The sequence below is a fragment of the Microbacterium sp. S1037 genome (genome assembly GCF_048381605.1).
Classification (GTDB): domain Bacteria; phylum Actinomycetota; class Actinomycetes; order Actinomycetales; family Microbacteriaceae; genus Microbacterium; species Microbacterium testaceum_B.
Genome location: NZ_JBLWIG010000001.1, coordinates 1249963 through 1267342, shown reverse-complemented (window position 1 = coordinate 1267342; position 17380 = coordinate 1249963). Strand labels below are relative to the sequence as shown.

Annotated in this window: 18 protein-coding genes and 1 tRNA gene; 5 read left to right on the top strand and 14 right to left on the bottom strand. The window is 69.6% G+C overall.

Features of this window, described 5'->3' with window-relative positions:
• Positions 1 to 166: 166 nt before the first annotated feature.
• The 7 genes from ACMW4R_RS05630 to ACMW4R_RS05600 all read right to left on the bottom strand — a co-directional run bounded on the left by ACMW4R_RS05630 (position 167) and on the right by ACMW4R_RS05600 (position 4884).
• Entirely contained in the window at positions 167 to 547 is a 381-nt protein-coding gene (locus tag ACMW4R_RS05630) for a nuclear transport factor 2 family protein (protein WP_058598041.1), read from the bottom strand.
• A gap of 144 nt (positions 548 to 691) precedes the next feature.
• The gene (locus ACMW4R_RS05625) at positions 692 to 1063 is read right to left on the bottom strand and encodes a DoxX family protein (protein WP_058598042.1); all 372 of its coding nucleotides are present in this window, start codon (positions 1061 to 1063) and stop codon (positions 692 to 694) included.
• 3 nt (positions 1064 to 1066) lie between these two features.
• Positions 1067 to 1771 (bottom strand): NAD(P)-dependent oxidoreductase, encoded by a 705-nt coding sequence (locus tag ACMW4R_RS05620; RefSeq protein WP_058627627.1) that lies wholly within the window; start codon positions 1769 to 1771, stop codon positions 1067 to 1069.
• Positions 1772 to 1797: 26 nt separating this feature from the next.
• A complete protein-coding gene (locus ACMW4R_RS05615; protein WP_058615054.1) occupies positions 1798 to 2481 on the bottom strand; it encodes an SDR family NAD(P)-dependent oxidoreductase in 684 nt (227 codons plus the stop codon).
• Between the two features lie 22 nt (positions 2482 to 2503).
• On the bottom strand, positions 2504 to 3511 hold the full coding sequence (locus ACMW4R_RS05610) for an aldo/keto reductase (RefSeq protein ID WP_418299386.1): 1008 nt from the start codon (positions 3509 to 3511) through the stop codon (positions 2504 to 2506).
• A 126-nt stretch (positions 3512 to 3637) separates the two neighbouring features.
• Positions 3638 to 4318 carry a DsbA family oxidoreductase gene (locus ACMW4R_RS05605; RefSeq protein WP_418299385.1) on the bottom strand — a complete coding sequence of 227 codons (681 nt, stop codon included), beginning with the start codon at positions 4316 to 4318 and terminating at the stop codon, positions 3638 to 3640.
• A 137-nt stretch (positions 4319 to 4455) separates the two neighbouring features.
• Positions 4456 to 4884 (bottom strand): winged helix-turn-helix transcriptional regulator, encoded by a 429-nt coding sequence (locus tag ACMW4R_RS05600; protein ID WP_058598047.1) that lies wholly within the window; start codon positions 4882 to 4884, stop codon positions 4456 to 4458.
• Between the two features lie 145 nt (positions 4885 to 5029).
• Between ACMW4R_RS05600 and ACMW4R_RS05595 the strand changes: the two genes are divergently transcribed.
• On the top strand, positions 5030 to 5653 hold the full coding sequence (locus ACMW4R_RS05595; protein ID WP_418299384.1) for a hypothetical protein: 624 nt from the start codon (positions 5030 to 5032) through the stop codon (positions 5651 to 5653).
• A gap of 43 nt (positions 5654 to 5696) precedes the next feature.
• Here ACMW4R_RS05595 and ACMW4R_RS05590 read toward each other — a convergent pair.
• Positions 5697 to 5787: transfer RNA gene (locus tag ACMW4R_RS05590), tRNA-Ser, on the bottom strand.
• A 317-nt stretch (positions 5788 to 6104) separates the two neighbouring features.
• Here ACMW4R_RS05590 and ACMW4R_RS05585 point away from each other — a divergent pair.
• The 3 genes from ACMW4R_RS05585 (at position 6105) to radA (ending at position 9116) form a co-directional block, all read left to right on the top strand.
• Entirely contained in the window at positions 6105 to 7058 is a 954-nt protein-coding gene (locus ACMW4R_RS05585; protein WP_418299383.1) for an L-lactate dehydrogenase, read from the top strand.
• Between the two features lie 22 nt (positions 7059 to 7080).
• Positions 7081 to 7680 (top strand): DUF4304 domain-containing protein, encoded by a 600-nt coding sequence (locus tag ACMW4R_RS05580; RefSeq protein WP_418299382.1) that lies wholly within the window; start codon positions 7081 to 7083, stop codon positions 7678 to 7680.
• Between the two features lie 68 nt (positions 7681 to 7748).
• Entirely contained in the window at positions 7749 to 9116 is a 1368-nt protein-coding gene (gene radA, locus ACMW4R_RS05575; RefSeq protein WP_418299381.1) for a DNA repair protein RadA, read from the top strand.
• 594 nt (positions 9117 to 9710) lie between these two features.
• On the opposite strand, the gene ACMW4R_RS05570 is transcribed toward radA, so the two are convergent.
• From ACMW4R_RS05570 to ACMW4R_RS05545, 6 genes are all read right to left on the bottom strand, one after another.
• On the bottom strand, positions 9711 to 10121 hold the full coding sequence (locus ACMW4R_RS05570; protein ID WP_058615330.1) for a hypothetical protein: 411 nt from the start codon (positions 10119 to 10121) through the stop codon (positions 9711 to 9713).
• Positions 10122 to 10532: 411 nt separating this feature from the next.
• Positions 10533 to 11249 (bottom strand): FadR/GntR family transcriptional regulator, encoded by a 717-nt coding sequence (locus ACMW4R_RS05565; RefSeq protein WP_058615100.1) that lies wholly within the window; start codon positions 11247 to 11249, stop codon positions 10533 to 10535.
• 26 nt (positions 11250 to 11275) lie between these two features.
• The gene (locus ACMW4R_RS05560; RefSeq protein WP_058630176.1) at positions 11276 to 12055 is read right to left on the bottom strand and encodes a 3-oxoacyl-ACP reductase; all 780 of its coding nucleotides are present in this window, start codon (positions 12053 to 12055) and stop codon (positions 11276 to 11278) included.
• A 119-nt stretch (positions 12056 to 12174) separates the two neighbouring features.
• Positions 12175 to 13530 carry an aldehyde dehydrogenase family protein gene (locus ACMW4R_RS05555; protein ID WP_418299380.1) on the bottom strand — a complete coding sequence of 452 codons (1356 nt, stop codon included), beginning with the start codon at positions 13528 to 13530 and terminating at the stop codon, positions 12175 to 12177.
• Complete coding sequence (locus ACMW4R_RS05550) at positions 13527 to 14357, bottom strand: gamma-glutamyl-gamma-aminobutyrate hydrolase family protein (protein ID WP_418299379.1); 831 nt, start codon at positions 14355 to 14357, stop codon at positions 13527 to 13529. The genes ACMW4R_RS05555 and ACMW4R_RS05550 overlap by 4 nt, the downstream gene beginning before the upstream one ends.
• Positions 14338 to 15693: a glutamine synthetase family protein gene (locus ACMW4R_RS05545; RefSeq protein ID WP_418299378.1), complete on the bottom strand. Its 1356-nt coding sequence runs from the start codon at positions 15691 to 15693 to the stop codon at positions 14338 to 14340. The genes ACMW4R_RS05550 and ACMW4R_RS05545 overlap by 20 nt, the downstream gene beginning before the upstream one ends.
• A gap of 146 nt (positions 15694 to 15839) precedes the next feature.
• Between ACMW4R_RS05545 and ACMW4R_RS05540 the strand changes: the two genes are divergently transcribed.
• Positions 15840 to 17375, top strand: a complete 1536-nt coding sequence (locus ACMW4R_RS05540; RefSeq protein ID WP_058595805.1) for an amino acid permease — start codon at positions 15840 to 15842, stop codon at positions 17373 to 17375.
• The last annotated feature ends 5 nt before the right edge of the window (positions 17376 to 17380 follow it).

Genomic DNA, 17380 nt, shown 5'->3' with positions numbered 1-17380 from the left:
GGACGCGCCCGCGCGTGACGACAAGCGCGTTGCACCGCCACCGCGCACCCCTCACGCTTCACGACGTCGATCGCCCCGCCTCCCCCACCATCTCCGGAGGGGGGGCGTTCAAACAGCTGAACGCGTCGTCGACCGTGCGCAGGTCAGCCGGCCACCGTGCGGGTGATCAGAACATCGTGTTGTCGTTCGCCGATTCCTCGGGCACCTCTTGAACGACATCCCAGTGCTCGACGATCTTGCCGTCCTCGAGACGCCAGAAGTCCGCGACGGCCATACCCCGATCGCCGGGGGCGAGGTGGAGGTTGCTGTGGGTGACGACCATGTCGTCGTCCGCGATCACACGCTTTATGTCGAGGTGAAGATCGGGGAACTGTCCGCGCAGCCAGTGCGTGTATCCGATGAAGGCGGCGGGCCCGTCCTGCGCACCGGGGTTGTGCTGGGTATACGTCTCGCCGAGGGCTCGCGCGGCGGCTTCTTCGGGTTGACCGGCATTGAACGCCTGCTCGTAGAACGAGACGACGAGCTGCGTGTTGTCCGTGGTCGACATGAAGGACTCCGTTCTCTCGTGTTCGCGCGGACGTCGTGGCGCGCGGGGTCAGCTTCTCACCGGTGATGACGACGCGCCAGGAGTTCTCCATCCGCGTCCCGGGGACCCGCCCTCGCCGTGTCGCCGGGCGAGCGCGATCGCCCATCACGTCCAGAGGATGAAGCCGAGGGCGCCGGCGACGACGGCCATCAGCAGGAGGACGAGATTCATCGGCAGAACCTTGCTCTCCCCGCGGCGAAGATGGAAGACCACCGCACCCACCTGGACGAGGACGAGCCCGACGGCCGCCAGGGGAGCCAGGATCGGTGCGACGCCCACGAGGGGCGGCAGGATGAGACCGATCGCGCCGAGGATCTCGACGATCCCGATCGCTCGGACGGCCAACAGCGGCACGTCGCCGGCCCATCCGATGCCCGAGGCCACGAGCGCGGCAGGGGCGCGGAAAGCCTTTTGCGCGCCGGCGGCAAGATAGGCGAGGGCGAGCAGACCGGCAACGATCCAATAGGCGATCACCATGCGTCAGTTCCTTCCAGACAGAGGGGTTCGAGTCGAGGCATCCCGAGGCCCGCGCTGATTCCAGATCAGCGGCGCCTGCCGGAGCCAGGTGTCGTCCTGGAGAGCGTCGAGCAGGAACCGCGCCACCTCGACGCGACTGATGCTGAGCCCTGGCTTCTCCGCGCCGGCGAGAGCAGCCCGGAGCGGCCCACGCGGCGGCGCGTCGGTGAGGGCGACGGAGCGAGCCATCACCCACTCCGCATCCGAGGCGCGCACCACCTCGTCGACGCCGTGGTGATCCGTGTAGCCGTGACGGATCCCCGATGTCTTGATGAGTCCTTTGAACAGGGGGTTGAGGGTGCGCCAGGAGTCACCCGCTCCCAGGGTGGAGGCGACGGAGAGACGGCGGATGCCGTTCTCGTTCATCACCGTGAGGGTGTCGCGTGTCGCGTCGGTCATGAACATGGGCGGGCTGACGGGTTTCGCCCAGGGGTTGTCGCTCGCACGGGAGTTGTTCAGGGCGCTCACCACCGCATCGACACCGTCTGCCGCACGGCGGATGTCGTCGATGCGGGAGGGCGTCCCCGCCACGAGCTCGACGCCCGCAGGTGCCGAGACCGAGTCAGGATTGCGCACGAGGGCGCGGACGCGGTGACCGCGTTCGACCGCTTGGGTGAGAACGTGCTTTCCGGTGCGGCCGCTGCCGCCCAGCACGAGGAGGGTGATCACGAGGTGTGCCTTCTATGGTTCGTGGATTACTTCCGGACGACGAGTTCATGTACCGCCCGGTCCGTGGCGAGCTCCCAATACAGGGGCGCGATCTCGTCCGCGGTCATACTGGCCACGCCCTCGGGCGCCTGGTCCGTGATCCAGACGCCGATGGCGACATGGGCGACGTGCACGCCACTCCCGTCCGCAGAGAGCGCGTGGCCCAGGTTGAGCGCCCAGTTGCGCAGAGCAGCACCGCCGGGGGTGATGTTTCCGAACATGGGCACGGGATAGATGGAGCCTGCGCCCGTGGTGACGATGATGGTCCCCGCGCCGGAAGCCACCATCGCCGGCAGAACCGCTGCCGTTGCCGTCATGGCGCCGTAGAGGTAGTACTCGATCTGGGGCTGGACATTTTCGGGGGCGGCATTGCGGACGTCGACGGGGGCGAGCGGTCCGGAGGCGGCATCCGCGGGTGAGTACTCGAGGACGTCGATGCCCCCGAATCGTTCCGCCACCGCCTCGAGGGCGGCCGTGAGGGATGGTCGATCCAGAACGTCGGCGGGGAACGCGGCAGCCGTGATGCCCCCTCCCGCGAGAGTGTCGACGAGGGCATCGAGCTTCTCTCGGTTGCGTGCGATGAGGGCCACGCTGAAGCCCTTCGAGCCGAACGTGCGAGCGAGGGCGAGGCCGAGTCCGGGACCGGCTCCGATGATGGCGATGGTGGGCATATCTCTTCTTCGTAGGAGGGGGTCAGCGGCGACGCTGTGTCGGGTCGCTCAGCGAGGGCGGGTCGGTGAGGTAGTCAGCAGGGAGGGTCTCCGACCCGGGTGTCACGATCGCGTCGACGGCGTCGAGGACATCAGCGGTGAGGGTGGTCTGGGCTGCGACGATGAGGTCATCGAGCTGCGCCGGCGTCCGTGGTCCGACGATCACGGCGGTGACGGCGGGATGAACGCGCACGAAGGCCGTCGCCAGGTGCGGCAGAGTCATGCCGGCCTGGGATGCGACGTCCTTCAGCTGTTCGACGATGCGCCACCGGCGGGCGTTGGCGGGATCGGCACGGTCGAACATGCCGGGGCTGAGGCGCGCACGGCTGTTCTCGGACAGATCACGGCCACTCAGCCACCCGTTCGCCAGCGGGCTGAACGTCAGAACACCCATGTCGTAACGCCGCGCCGTGGGAAGGACGGACGTCTCGACTCGTCTGTTGAGCAGGGAGTAGCGCGCTTGTTCCGTCACGAAGCGCGCGTGGCCGCGACGGTCGGCGATCCACTGGGCCTCGACGATCTTCTCGGCGGGGAACATCGAGTGCCCGAAAGCACGGATGAGCCCGGCGCTCTTCAGATCGGAGAGAGCTCCGAGGGTTTCGTCGAGACCGGTGTTCCAGTCGTAGCGGTGCAGCTGGTAGAGATCGATGTGATCAGTGCCGAGCCGTTGCAGGCTCGCCTCGACGGCGCGACGGATCCATCGTGGGGAGGCGCCTCGACGATTGGGGTCCGGGGTGTCCGGCAGCCCGAACTTCGTCGCCAGCACCACCTCGTCGCGACGACCGCGGATGGCCTCGCCGACGATTCGCTCGGATTCTCCGTCGCCGTAACGGTCGGCGGTATCGATGAGCGAGATCCCCGCGTCGATCGCGGTATGGATCATCCGCGCGACTTCGGCCCGATCGGTGTTGCCGAAACCGCCGAAGTTCATCGTGCCCAGCGCGGTGTCGGAGACGGAGATGCCCGTCGCCCCGAGGTATCTGGAATTCATGTCGCGTTCCTTCTTAGATCGAGGTCGTTTCCGGAATGACGCACACGTCGCCGGATTCCGGGTCGCAGAACGCGGCCCTGTCATCGCCGACCGGCTGCAGCGTGAGCGGTCGATCGGATCCGCCGCTCATGCCGCACCCGCCGAAGCGTCGGTGACGGTCTGCGCGAGTGCGCGAGCGTATCCGTCGACGGACTGGGCACCCGAGGCGGCGAGGCGGCGATCGAACACGGCGAAGGGAACCCCCCGAACGCCGAGGCGCTGACCCTCTTCGATGTCCGCGCGGACGTCCGCCGCGTACTCATCCCCCGCCAGGACCTCGCGGACTCGACCCTCGGAGAGGCCGACCTCGGCACCGGCCGCGGCGAGAGCGTCAGGCGCGAACGGGTTGAGCTCCCCCGCGAAGAAGCGGTCCTGCACCAGCGAGAAGAACTCGACCCCGACGCCCTGTTCCTGCGCGTACTGGAAGACACGGTGGAAGTCGAACGTGTTCGCGTTGAGCCGATCGACCGAGAACGCGAGACCCTCGCTCTGCGCGAGGGCTTGTATCCGCCGCTCGGCCTGAACGACGACCTGCGCGTCTCCGCCGTGCGATCGGATGAACGCACTCTCGATCGTCTCGGGCGTCTTCGGCGCGCCCGGGTTCAGCTCGAACGAACGCAGACGCAGCACGAATCGGTCGCTGTCCGGGCGATCCGCGATGGCCTCCTGGAGCCGATGCTTGCCCACGTAGCACCAGGGGCAGCCCAGGTCCGTCCAGACCTCGATCACGACGTGTCGCGATGTTTCGGACAGGATGCTGTCGGCCATCATTTCCACCTCACTTGTAGTGCGTAACAACATCATCGAACTGTTGTCGAACGCGTACAAAAGGCACTTTCGAGTGCCTGACGAAGGGGGAAGTTCGTCGCTCAGCGCCGGGGTCGCGCGACCCGGAAGCGGTCAGATCACTCGGCGAGCGCCTCGGGGGCGCCCTTCACCCCGGCTCTTCCGACGCCGACGCGCTCGTGAAGCGCCCTGTTCGCCGCGACCGCGGAGTGGTTCTCGACGGCCCACTGGGAGAGCTGTAGGACGGCGCGCTGGAGCGACCTCCCCAGGTCGGTCGCGCGATACTCCACCCTCGGAGGGATCTCCGCATACGCCTGCCGCGCGACGAGACCGTCCCGCTCGAGTGCTTTCAGTGTCACCGTGAGCATCCGCTGCGAGACTCCGGGGATGCTGGCCATCAGATCCGAGTAGCGGAGCGTCCGATCCCCGAGCGTGGTGAGCACGAGAACGGTCCACTTGTCACCGATGCGGTCCAGGACCTCCCGGATGAAGGCACTGTCCTCCGGCCACGATGTGCACGGCCCGACAGCCGCTCGTTCTTTCGCCATGGGCGCCTCCTCGGCCGATCCTTCACCGTAGCAACGCGACGCCTGCGGCAGGCGCGACGCGAGTTCTGCTCCCGACTCGTGAAGAACGAGAGCAGCCCGAAGAGCGGTGCGCGTCCACGGGTGGGCGACCGCTAGAGTCGCGTTCGTGCCGACACCCGCGCCGCACCCGCACGCGGCATACGACCGCTTCTTGGAGCGCTGGCAGCGTGGGGGCGCTCGATGGCTGCGTTTCGGTCAGATCGCCTTCTACGTCGTGGCCGGCGCCCTCACGGTTGCCATCACGGCGATCTTGATCGCCAGCCTGATCGATCTCGGGCAACCACGGGTGTGGGGTACCTTCACCCAGCAGGGGTGCGAACAGCGGCCGCGGGGAGGTTGCCGTCCCTTCGGGTCGTGGATCAGCGACGATGGAACGATCGTCCAGAGGCACGTCTACCTCAACGGGTGGACCGATGGCACGGGCCGGACACGGGCCGCTTTCCAGCCGACCGCTCTCCTGGGTGACGACGTCGTCAACGTCCCCGTTCTCACGGGCGCGGCGCCGGTGCTCATGAGCATCCTGCTGGTCTGGTGGGTCGCCGTCGCCGTGAGGAAGGCGGCCGCCTGGGGAGACATCGCCCTCCCCCGCACGAGATGGCTCGGCGGAGCCCCTCGCAGACAAGGGGTTCTCGGCATCCGAGGGTCGTTCCGGCGTCAGTACCGACGCTCGCTCGAACGGTCCCAAGCGACCGCCGATGACGCCACTCCTGCCGGACCGACCGCTCCGTAACGCAGGTCAGCCCCGCTCGAAAGCGGGGCTGACCTGGTGAAAATGGCGGTGACGGTGGGATTTGAACCCACGGTAGGGGGTTACCCTACACAACTTTTCGAGAGTTGCACCTTCGGCCGCTCGGACACGTCACCGCCGACCAGCTTACGACAGATGACCGGATGCCGCGAATCCGGGCATCACTCCGACCCCGACGCGGGCGAAACTCCTGAGAAATGGCCCCCGCGGGCACCCCGAGACCTCTCCGCAGTCGGTCCATACAGAAACTCAGGAGTTTCGGCCCGCCCACGGCCCGCACCGGCCGCCGCGCCGGCCCCCGCCCGGCTCACCCCACCCGCCGCGCCACCCCACTGGGCCGGAACCGACCGGTACCCCGACCCCACGGCATCCGTTCATCCACCGTCGAACGACCGCCCTGGCACCGGTCCCACCCCGCTGCCAGGATCGAGTCATGAGCGTGATCGAGAACTCCAAGCTGACGGTCGTGGGCGCGGGAAGCGTGGGGGCGAGCGTCGCATACGCCGCTCTCATCCGGGGGTCGGCACGGCACGTGGCGCTGTACGACATCGCCGAGGCGAAGGTCGAGGCAGAGGTTCTCGACCTCGCGCACGGCACGCAGTTCACCGGCTCGAGCGACATCGTGGGCGGCAGCGACGTCTCGGTGGCCGAGGGCTCGCACGTCGTCGTCATCACCGCCGGCGCGAAGCAGAACCCCGGCCAGACGCGCACCGAGCTCGCCGCGACGAACGCGCGCATCATCCGCGACATGATGCCGAAGCTGCTCGAGGTCGCCCCGAACGCGGTCTACGTCATCGTCACCAACCCGTGCGACGTCCTGACCGTCCTCGCGCAGGAGGCGACCGGACTCCCGACCCGTCGCATCTTCGCCTCCGGCACCGTGCTCGACACCTCGCGCCTGCGCTGGAAGCTCGCGCAGCGCGCGGGAGTCGCCACCTCGAGCGTTCACGCCTGGATCGTCGGCGAGCACGGCGACACCGAGTTCCCGCTCTGGTCCACCGCGACGATCGGATCGATCCCGATCACCGAGTACGACCTCCCCGACGGCGGACGCTTCACGAAGGACGAGCTGGATGCCATCGCCGTCGACGTCCGCGACGCCGCCTACAAGGTCATCCAGGGCAAGGGCGCCACGAACTACGCGATCGGCCTGTCGAGCGCCCGAATCGTCGAGGCGATTCTGCGCGACGAGCACGCGATCCTGCCCGTCAGCACCGTTCTCGAGGACTTCCACGGCATCAGCGGCATGGCCCTGTCGGTCCCCTCCATCGTGAGCGCGAAGGGTGCCGTTCCCCTGGCAGGCACCCCGTTCTCCGACCCGGAGCTGGCGCTTCTACGCCGCTCCGCCGACGCGCTGACGACCGTCGCCGACTCGCTGCGCGGCTGATCCGCATCGGTAGCATCGGCGTATGAGCGAGCTCGAGGATCGTTTCGCCGAGGCCGTCGCCGCGATCGGCGGGGTGCTCAAGCGACACGGATTCCGCAAGAAGAGGTACGTCTGGACCCGTGTCGGCGACGGCATCGTGCACGAGATCGACGTTCAGCGGAGCCACGGCAACAGCGCCGGCAGCGTCCGGTTCTACGTCAACGCACGGGCGTACGTCGCGGAGTTCGATCGCGCGATCGGGCGCGCGGTCCCCGACGATCTGACCCGCGCGAACGCGCAGTTCGAGACCCGGTTCGAGGAGGTCAGCGACTGGCCGACCGACCGCGTCGACGTGGAACGGGATGCCGATGCCCTCGGTACCGCGCTCCCGGCGGCGATCGAATATGTGGTGGCGTACCTCGACGGGATCACCGACGCGCCCTCCCTCGCGCGCACTCTTCTCGACAACGGGTACGTCCTCGATGACGACCTCTTCGCCTGGTACTGCGCGACCGGCCGCTCTTCAGAGGCGGCCGCCCAGTTCGCGGCCGCGCGCGAACGGTTCGGAGACGAGGACCGCTGGCCCCGCCTCGCGGCGCTGTTCGACGAGACCGCGGAGAAGTACGGCGTCCCCCTGCCCTGACTCCCGTGGATTCCGGATGCCACGGCCTCGCCGTCAGTGATGTCGGAGGCCCCGCGTAGCCTGGGCACATGGCATCCCGACGTCCCGCTACCGCCCCTGCTCCGTACCGGTGCACCGAGTGCGGATGGACGACGCTGAAGTGGGTCGGCCGCTGCGGCGAGTGCCAGTCGTGGGGCACGGTCGTCGAGGCCGCCGAGCAGACGGGCATCGTGCGCGCGATCGTCCCGGTGGCACCGGGTGCCGCGCGCGCGGCGCGTCGCATCACCGAGATCGACACGCAAGACGCCCCGCGTCGCACGAGCGGAGTGGGCGAGTTCGACCGCGTGCTGGGCGGGGGCATCGTCCCGGGGGCGGCGATCCTGCTCAGCGGCGAGCCCGGCGTCGGCAAGTCGACGCTGCTGCTCGAGGTCGCGGCGAAGAGCGCGCATGCCGGTCGACGCGTGCTCTACGCGAGCGGCGAAGAGTCGGCCGCGCAGGTGCGCCTGCGCGCCGAGCGCACGGGCGCCCTGCACGACGAGCTGTTCCTGGCATCCGAGACCGACCTGGCCACGATCCTCGGCCACGTTGACCAGGTCGAGCCCGGCCTGCTGATCGTCGACTCGGTGCAGACCATCTCCTCGGCCCACAGCGACGGGGCGGCGGGCCAGCCCGCGCAGGTGCGCGAGGTGGCATCCGCCCTCATCCGTGTTGCGAAGGAGCGCGGACTGCCGATCATCCTGGTCGGCCACGTGACCAAAGACGGATCGATCGCCGGCCCGCGCATCCTCGAACACCTCGTCGACGTCGTCTGCCACTTCGAGGGCGACCGCCAGACGTCGCTGCGCTTCGTGCGAGCGCTCAAGAACCGCTTCGGACCGACCGACGAGGTCGGCTGCTTCGATATGACCGGCACCGGCATCGCCGAGGTCGCCGATCCGAGCGCGCTCTTCCTCGGACACGGCGAGCCCGAACCGGGCACGTGCGTGACGATCGCGATGGAAGGCCGGCGCGCGCTGCCCGTCGAGATCCAGGCCCTCGCTGTGCGGCAGACCGCCCCGAATCCGCGGCGCATCGTGAACGGCGTCGATTCGTCCCGCGTCGCCATGGTGCTGGCGGTGCTCGAGAGCCGGATGGGCCTCACGCTGTCCGACCGCGACGTCTACGTCTCCACGGTGGGCGGCGTCCGACTCGTGGAGCCCGCGGCCGACCTCGCGATCGCGATCGCCGTGGCGAACGCCGTGAAGAACCGCAAAGTGTCGAAGCGCCTCGCGGCGATCGGTGAGCTGACGCTGACGGGCGAGATCCGCAACGTCACCCAGGCCGCGCAGCGGGCGTCCGAGGCGAATCGCCTCGGTTATCACACCGTGCTCGATGCCTCATCGCGCAAGCTGGCGCAGGCTCTCAACGAGCTGCAGGTTCGCGGCATGCCCCGCGACGACAGCGAACCCGGCTTCTGACCCCGCACACTCGATACGGTCGACCGCCGCCCCGGCCTCGAGGCGCCTCGGTAGAGCGCGGGTCAGCGACCGGGAGGAGCGGACCGGCGGCGACGGTGCGGCGACGTCATGCCGAGCACCACGGGGATGACGAGTCCAGCGGCGCACACGGCCGCGGTGATCACGTACTCCATGCCCCGAGTCTGTCACTCTCGTATCACCCGCGCGACTCGCGTATTTCACCCGCGAGCTATCGCGCGCGCGTCCCGCACCCCGGAGGCCCCACGGCCTAGTGCGCCTGTGTCCCGCACCCCGGAGCCCCCGCGGCCCAGTGCACCCGCGTCCCGCACCCCGGAGCCCCCGCGGCCCAGTGCACCCACGCCCGCGCTCCGGAGCCTCGCGGCCCCTGCTGCGCAACGTCCTCCGTGCGGCGCACGCTCTCCCCCGCACCTCCGGAGCCCGGCACACGCGGCCGTTCGCGCACGCCTCACTCGCCCGCGGCGCCGAACTCCGCTCGCGGCCCGGCCGCGCGGTTGAGTGTCCACAACACCCGGGAGATTTTCCGCGGGCTCCGGGTGTTTTGGACACTCGACCGGGAGAAACCCCGAGCGACGCTCAAGCGTCGAGCGCCGCGATCAGATCGGCGGGGCTGGCCTGGATGGGGTGCGGACCCGCGATGTCGATGAACACCGTCGTGAGCTCCTCCTCGTGCATGCCGAGAAAGGTCCGCAGCCACTGCGGCGACTGCAGGGCGACGTGCGGCGGCAGGGTCGCGGGCTTGTGTGCCGCGTCGCTGAACAGCAGCAGCGCGACCTGGCCGGTGTTCGGGTCGCGGTAGGTCCACACTTCGCCCATGTCGAGCGGGTTGTCGGCGTCGCCGGCCCTCATCAGCGGGACGACGGTCGGGCCGTGCCGCAGGGCGAAGGCGATCGCGGCCATGTCCTGCGTCTGAAGCGCGTCGGTCAGCGCGGTGTTCTTGAACTCCACATCGACCTTCTTCCCCTTGCGTTTCTTGCCCGCGGCCATCCTCCGAGCCTATCCACGGCCCGCTCCCGTGCCCAACGGAGGAGATGCGGCGACCGGAGGACCCAAACGCCACGCGCATCCTCCCTCCGTCCCAACTCCTCCCCTCGCCCCGCTGGCCCCTTACCCCGCCGGCGCGCATCAGCCCCCGGAGTCCACACAAGGCACCCGACGCCGCGGCCTCCCGTGCCCAACGGAGGAGATGCGGCGACCGGAGGACTCGAACGCCGCGTGCATCCTCCCTCCGTCCCAACTCCTCCCCTCGCCCCGCGCCCGCCCCCGCACCCCGGCGCCCCGCGCCCGCCCCAGCACCCCGGCGCCCCGCACCCGCCCCCGACCTCGGCCCCGACCGCGCTCGCGGCCCCGAGCCCGACCGCGCAGCACCCCGGCCCCGGCCCCGGCACCCCGCGGTCGCTACGCCAAGAACCCTCGCAGCAGTGCTTCCGAGCCAGCCAGGTGGTCGCGCATCGCCGCGTGGGCGGCATCCGGTCTCCCGGCGAGGATCGCCGACACGATCGAGGCATGCTGCGACGTGGAGTGGTCGATGTTGCGCGGGAGGAGCGGGAACGTGTCGAGCCAGGCGTTGATCTTCGCGCGATTGTCCGCGACGAGGGGAACCAGAGACGGGATGCCGGCGACCTCGGCGATCGTCAGGTGCAGGAGCGTGTCGAGTCGGCGGTAGTCCGCCCCCTCGGCGCGCGCCGCCGCTTCGTGCCGCGCCCAGAGCACGTCGCGCTCCTCCGCCGACAGCGAGCGTGCCGCGGCGGCCCATGCCGCACCGGGCTCGAGCACACCCCGTAGCGCGATCACGTCATCCAGCTCGGCCTCCGACACGACCGCCGGTCCCGACGGCCGCGGTACCGGATCGACGACGAACGTGCCGCCGTAGCGGCCTCGGCGGGTCTCGAGCCACCCCGCGTCGGACAACTCGCGGAGGGCCTCCCGCACGGTGTCGCGACTGACGCCGTAGAGCGCGGCGAGCTCGCGCTCCGCTGGCAGCGACTCCCCCGGCGCGACGAGGCCCAGGCGCACCGTCTGCACGATGCGCGCGGTCGTGTCCTCGAGCGCGTTCCCGCTGCGCACGGGCCGGTAGACGGCCCGGCGCAGGTCGTCGAGCGGGGCGTCGGTCACCGTCTCAGCCTGTCACGGTCGACGACTCAGAGCGGCGTGACGTACGCGTTGGTGATACCGCCGTCGACGACGAAGGCCGTCGCGGTGATGAACGACGCATCGTCGGATGCCAGGAACGCCACGGCCGCGGCCATCTCCTCGGGCTCCGCGAACCGGCCCATCGGCACGTGCACGAGGCGGCGCTGCGCACGCTCGGGGTCTTTGGCGAACAGCTCCTGGAGGAGCGGGGTGTTCACTGGCCCGGGGCAGAGCGCGTTCACGCGGATCCCCTGCCGCGCGAACTGCACGCCGAGCTCACGGGTCATCGCGAGGACGCCGCCCTTCGACGCGGTGTACGAGATCTGCGAGGTCGCCGATCCCAGCAGTGCGACGAACGAGGCCGTGTTGATGATCGAGCCCTTGCCGGCCGGCACCATGTGACGAAGCGCCGCGCGCGAGCAGAGGTACACGCTCTTGAGGTTGACGTCTTGCACGCGATCCCAGGCGGGAAGCTCGGTGGTCTCGATCGAGTCGTCGTCGGCGGGAGAGATACCGGCGTTGTTGAACGCGATGTCGACGCTGCCGAGGTCGGCCGCGACGCCGTCGAACAGGGCGTCGACGGATGCCTCGTCGGCGACGTTCACCTGCCGGAACACCCCGCCGACCTCCTCGGCCGCGGCGGTACCGGTGGCCTCGTCGAGGTCGGCGATCACGACGCGCGCGCCCTCGGCGGCGAACCGACGGGCGGTGGCGAGGCCGATGCCGCTGGCACCGCCGGTGACGATGGCGACGCGATCGCGCAGACGCTGGGTGAGATCGATGGTCATGGTGCGGTGGTTCCTTTCGCGCCGGACCTCGTCCCACTTACGGCTGGTGTGGAGCCTCCAGACCGGCCATAAGTGGGACGAGGACCGTCATAAGTGGGACAAGGGGGTGAGGGGGCAGGTCACTCGGTGGCGTAGAAGACGTTCTTGGTCTCGGTGAAGTGCTCGGCGGCGTCCGGTCCGAGCTCGCGACCGAGGCCCGAGGCCTTCATGCCGCCGAAGGGCGTCGCGTACCGCACCGACGAGTGCGAGTTGACCGACAGCACGCCGCTGCGCACACCGCGCGAGACCCGGATGCCACGGCCCAGGCTCTCGGTCCAGATCGAGCCCGCGAGACCGTACGCGGTGTCGTTCGCCAGGCGGATGGCATCCGCCTCGTCGTCGAAGGGCATGACCGCGAGTACGGGACCGAAGACCTCGTCGCGCGCGATGCGGTCGCCGGGCTGCGCGAGCACGACCGCGGGGGCGAACCAGAAGCCGTCGCCCTCGGGCGCCGACCCGCGGAACGCCACGTCGACGCCGTCGAGGAAGCCCTGGACGGTGGATCGGTGGGATGCCGAGATCAGCGGCCCCATCTGCGTGTCCTCATCGTGCGGGTCGCCGACCTTCCACGCGGCCACCGCGGGCTCGAGCATCTCGAGGAACCGGTCGTACACGCTCCGCTGCACCAGCAGCCGGCTGCGGGCGCAGCAGTCCTGGCCGGCGTTGTCGAACACCGATCCGGGAACCCCCGCCGCGGCCTTCTCGAGGTCGGCATCCGCGAACACGATGTTCGCGCTCTTCCCCCCGAGTTCGAGGGTCACGGGCTTGAGCATCCGCGCGCACCCGGCGGCGACCTCGGTACCGACCTCCGTCGACCCGGTGAAGACGACCTTGTGCACGTCGGGGTGCGACACGAACCGCTGGCCGACGACCGAGCCCGAGCCGACGACCACCTGGAAAAGTCCCTCCGGCAGCCCCGCCTCGAGAGCCAGCTCACCGAGGCGGATGGCGGTCAGCGGCGTGAGCTCGGCGGGCTTCAGCACCACCGCGTTGCCCGCGGCGAGCGCCGGGGCGAAGCCCCACGCCGCGATGGTCATGGGGAAGTTCCACGGCACGATGATCCCGACCACGCCGTACGGCTCGTGGTACGTCACGTCAAGACCTCCGGCGACCGGGATCTGCGATCCGATCAGGCGTTCCGGAGCGCCCGCGTAGTAGTTGAGCACCTGCGCGACGTGCTGCGCCTCCCACCGCGCCGAACCGATCGGGTGGCCGGAGTTGCGCACCTCGAGCGCCGCGAGCTCGTCGACGTGGGCCTCGACGACCCGAGCGAACGACCGCAGCGCGTCGGCGCGCGCGACGGGGGCGAGCGCGGCCCACGCGCGCTGCGCGCGCACGGCGTCGGCGACGGCGGCATCCACCTGATCGATCTCGGCCCGCTCCAGCGTGGTGATCGGCGACCCGGTCGAGGGGTCGATGACGGTGAAGGTGCTCATGCGAGGGCTCCCTGGTGCTCGGAGGACGGGGCCGGGGCTCCGGCGCCGGAGGTCTCCCCGGCCGAGGACGCGCCCTCGACGCGCGACGCCCGGTAACGCGCGGCGGCAGCGACGAGCCCGAGGAACAGCCGCCGGTCCTCGGCGTTCTCCTCCGGATGCCACTGCACGGCGACGAGATAGTCGTCGCCGGGCAGCTCGACGGCCTGCACGAGCCCGTCGTCGGTCCGCGCGGTCACGTGGAGCCCCTCGCCGACGCGGTCAACGCCCTGGTGGTGGTAGCTGTGAACCGTGAGCTCCCCTGCCCCGACGAGGCCGGCGAGCCGGGTTCCGGCATCCACCTCGACGGTGTTCTCGGCGAACACTCCCCCGCCGATCCGGTAGCGCTCGGTGCCGAGGGCTTCGGGCAGATGCTGGTGCAGGGTGCCGCCAAGGGCGACGTTGATGAGCTGCAGCCCCCGGCAGATGCCGAAGACCGGGATGCCACGCTCCCGCGCCCCGGCCAGGAGCGCGAGCTCCCACGCGTCGCGGTCGGCGCGCGCGGGGTCGGTCAGCGGGTGCCGCTCGGCGCCGTAGAGCTCGGGCTGCACGTCGAGGCCACCCGTGAGGAGGAGGCCGTCGAGACCGTCGAGGACGGCCGCCGCGGCCTGTTCGGGTCGGGGCTGCGGCGGCAGCAGCACGGCGGATGCACCCGACGCGGTCACGGAGTCGAAGTACTGCTGCGGCAGGAACGCCGCGCGCACGTCCCACACGCCCTGCTTCGCGCGCTCCAGATAGGTCGTGAGCCCGACGACGGGGGTCCGGTCGGGATCAGAGACGTTCGAAACCACGGACGCGCTCCCAGTCGGTCACGGCGGCATCGAAGGCTTCGACCTCGATGCGCGCCTGGTTCAGGTAGTGCTCGACGACCTCGTCGCCGAAGGCCGCGCGGGCGATCGTGGACTCCGAGAAGAGCCGCGCGGCCTCGCGAAGGGTCGTCGGCAGCGTGTCGACACCGGAGGTGTAGGCGTTCCCCGTCAGCGGCGCGGGGAGCGGGAGCTCGTTCTCGATGCCGTACAGTCCCCCGGCGATGATCGCCGAGACCGCGAGGTACGGGTTGACGTCCCCGCCCGGCACGCGGTTCTCGACCCGGAGCGACGATCCGTGTCCGACGACGCGCAGAGCGCACGTACGGTTGTCGACGCCCCACGCGATGCCGGTCGGCGCGAACGAGCCGAGGGCGAAGCGCTTGTACGAGTTGATCGTGGGGGCGTACAGCAGCGTGAACTCGCGGAGGGTGGCCAGGATGCCGGCGATCCAGTGCTCCATGAGGGGGCTGAAGCCGTGCTCCCCCTCGCCCGCCATGACGGCGGCACCGTCATCACCGCGGACGGACAGGTGGATGTGACAGCTGTTGCCCTCGCGCTCGTTGAACTTCGCCATGAACGTCAGCGACTTGCCGTGCCGGTCGGCGATCTCTTTCGCGCCGTTCTTGTAGATCGTGTGGTTGTCGGCGGTCTCGAGGGCTTCGGCGTAGCGGAAGGCGATCTCCTGCTGGCCGAAGTTGCACTCGCCCTTCACGCCCTCGCAGTACATGCCCGCGCCGTCCATCCCGACGCGGATGTCGCGGAGGAGGGGCTCGAGCCGCGTGGTGGCGAGCAGGTTGTAGTCGACGTTGTAGTCGGTCGAGGCCCGGAGCCCCGTGTAGCCCTTCGCCCACGCCTCGCGGAACGAGTCGTCGAAGACGATGAACTCGAGCTCGGTGCCCGCGTAGGCGGTCAGTCCCCGCTCGGCCAGCCGCGCGCGCTGGGCGTTCAGGATGCCACGCGGCGACTGCGCGACGTGCTCGCGGTCCTCCCAGGCGAGGTCGGCCATGACCAGGGCGGTCCCGGGCTGCCAGGGGACACGGCGGAGCGTCTCGAGATCCGGGACCAGCAGCATGTCGCCGTAGCCCTTGTCCCAGCTCGACATCGCGTATCCGTCGACGGTGTTGAGGTCGACGTCGACCGAGAGCAGGTAGTTGCAGGCCTCCGCTCCGTGCGGAAGCACCTCGTCGCGCCAGAACCGCGCGGCGACCCGCTTGCCGACGAGGCGACCCTGCGCGTCGGGGAACGCGACGATGACCGTGTCGATCTCGCCGCTGTCGATCGCGGCATCCAATTCTGCGGTGGTGAGATTGCCCGCCATGGTTTCCCTCTCGCGTGCTCGTCGCCCTCGCGTGCGGAGGACGTAACGAGGAACTTACACGCCAAAGGTAGACAGGTCGACCAATAGAAGGCCATGATTTCCCGCAAGGCGAGCCCGCCGCCTGCCCGCATCCTTCTGGAGGTCACATGTCCACCTCGAGCAGTTCCCGCAAAAAGGTCGCCGGAGCCACCTATACGGCGACGGATTCCTCGTACTTCGAGAAACGCACCCTCAAACGTTCGGCCGGGGTGTGGGGCCTGTGGGGCCTCGCCGTCGCCGCCGTCATCTCTGGAGACTTCTCGGGCTGGAACTTCGGCATCGGCTTCGCCGGCTTCGGCGGCATGCTCATCGCCTTCGTGATCCTCGTGATCATGTACTACGGCCTGACCTTCTCGATCGGCGAGATGGCGGCCGCGATGCCGCACACGGGCGGCGCCTACTCGTTCGCACGCTCGGCGATGGGGCCGTGGGGAGGCCTCGCGACGGGCCTCGCCGAGACGATCGAGTACGTCGCGACCACCGCTGTCGTCGTCTACTTCTCGGGTCAGTACGCCGACTCCGCCCTCGAACTCCTGACCGGGGTGAGCCTGCCGGCGTTCGTGTGGTGGATCATCCTCTACGCGCTCTTCATCGCCCTGAACGCCGCGGGGGCCAACATCTCGTTCGGCTTCGCCATCGTCGTCTCGATCATCTCGATCGGCATCATCGTCGTCTTCGGCGTGATGTCGCTCGCGAGCGGCGCCTTCGACTGGGGCTCCCTGTGGAACATCGCCCCGACCGACGGCAACACCGAGTTCCTCCCCTTCGGGGTCGGATCGATCCTGCTCGCCCTCCCGTTCGCGATGTGGTTCTTCCTCGGCATCGAGGAGCTCCCCCTCGCCGCGGAGGAGTCGCACAACCCCGCCCGCGACATCCCCCGCGCCGGCCTCTGGGCTCGCGGCACGCTCATCGTCACGGGCCTCATCGTGCTATTCCTCAACACCGGCGTCCTCGGCGCCGAAGAGACCGGCGGCTCCCTCGAGCCCCTGCTCGACGGCTTCCGCGCGATGGTCGGCGATCAGGCGGCGGCCCTGCTGTCGCTCCTCGCGCTGATCGGCCTGCTCGCCTCGCTGATGGGCATCATGTTCGCCTACGGCCGCAACATGTACTCGCTCTCGCGCGCCGGGTACTACCCGCGCTGGCTCTCGCTCACGGGTGCCCGCAAGACGCCCTGGGTCGCGCTGGTGTTCGGTGCCGTCCTGGGCTTCCTCGCCCTCGTGATCGTGCAGGCGGCGGGCGGCGACGCCAGCCCCGCCGGCGCGATCGTGCTGAACATCGCGGTCTGGGGAGCGGTGCTCGCGTACTTCCTGCAGATGGTCTCGTTCATCGTGCTCCGCAAGAAGTTCCCGAACGCGGTGCGCCCCTACAAGAGCCCGTGGGGCCTGTTCGGTGCCTACTCGGCGGCGATCATCGCCGCGGTCGTGTTCTTCGGCCTCCTGCTGAACCCCGCGTACCTGCTCGCGATCGTCGCGATCATCGTGGTCTACGCCGTGATCTTCATCGCCTTCGCGATCTACGGCCGACACCGCCTCGTGCTTTCCCCCGAGGAGGAGTACGCCCTCTCCGGCGGCCTGCACGGCGACCCGCAGAAGGAGGGCTACGACGCCATGGAGGGTGAGGTCTTCGGCGAGAAGCGTCCCTGATAGCA

What these genes read in the sequence shown, in the direction of transcription:
- ACMW4R_RS05630 (WP_058598041.1), bottom strand. Translation starts at nt 547, where the DNA reads ATGTCGACCACGGACAACACGCAGCTCGTCGTCTCGTTCTACGAGCAG.
- ACMW4R_RS05625 (WP_058598042.1), bottom strand. Translation starts at nt 1,063, where the DNA reads ATGGTGATCGCCTATTGGATCGTTGCCGGTCTGCTCGCCCTCGCCTAT.
- ACMW4R_RS05615 (WP_058615054.1), bottom strand. Translation starts at nt 2,481, where the DNA reads ATGCCCACCATCGCCATCATCGGAGCCGGTCCCGGACTCGGCCTCGCC.
- ACMW4R_RS05610 (WP_418299386.1), bottom strand. Translation starts at nt 3,511, where the DNA reads ATGAATTCCAGATACCTCGGGGCGACGGGCATCTCCGTCTCCGACACC.
- ACMW4R_RS05605 (WP_418299385.1), bottom strand. Translation starts at nt 4,318, where the DNA reads ATGGCCGACAGCATCCTGTCCGAAACATCGCGACACGTCGTGATCGAG.
- ACMW4R_RS05600 (WP_058598047.1), bottom strand. Translation starts at nt 4,884, where the DNA reads ATGGCGAAAGAACGAGCGGCTGTCGGGCCGTGCACATCGTGGCCGGAG.
- ACMW4R_RS05585 (WP_418299383.1), top strand. Translation starts at nt 6,105, where the DNA reads ATGAGCGTGATCGAGAACTCCAAGCTGACGGTCGTGGGCGCGGGAAGC.
- ACMW4R_RS05580 (WP_418299382.1), top strand. Translation starts at nt 7,081, where the DNA reads ATGAGCGAGCTCGAGGATCGTTTCGCCGAGGCCGTCGCCGCGATCGGC.
- radA (WP_418299381.1), top strand. Translation starts at nt 7,749, where the DNA reads ATGGCATCCCGACGTCCCGCTACCGCCCCTGCTCCGTACCGGTGCACC.
- ACMW4R_RS05570 (WP_058615330.1), bottom strand. Translation starts at nt 10,121, where the DNA reads ATGGCCGCGGGCAAGAAACGCAAGGGGAAGAAGGTCGATGTGGAGTTC.
- ACMW4R_RS05560 (WP_058630176.1), bottom strand. Translation starts at nt 12,055, where the DNA reads ATGACCATCGATCTCACCCAGCGTCTGCGCGATCGCGTCGCCATCGTC.
- ACMW4R_RS05555 (WP_418299380.1), bottom strand. Translation starts at nt 13,530, where the DNA reads ATGAGCACCTTCACCGTCATCGACCCCTCGACCGGGTCGCCGATCACC.
- ACMW4R_RS05545 (WP_418299378.1), bottom strand. Translation starts at nt 15,693, where the DNA reads ATGGCGGGCAATCTCACCACCGCAGAATTGGATGCCGCGATCGACAGC.
- ACMW4R_RS05540 (WP_058595805.1), top strand. Translation starts at nt 15,840, where the DNA reads ATGTCCACCTCGAGCAGTTCCCGCAAAAAGGTCGCCGGAGCCACCTAT.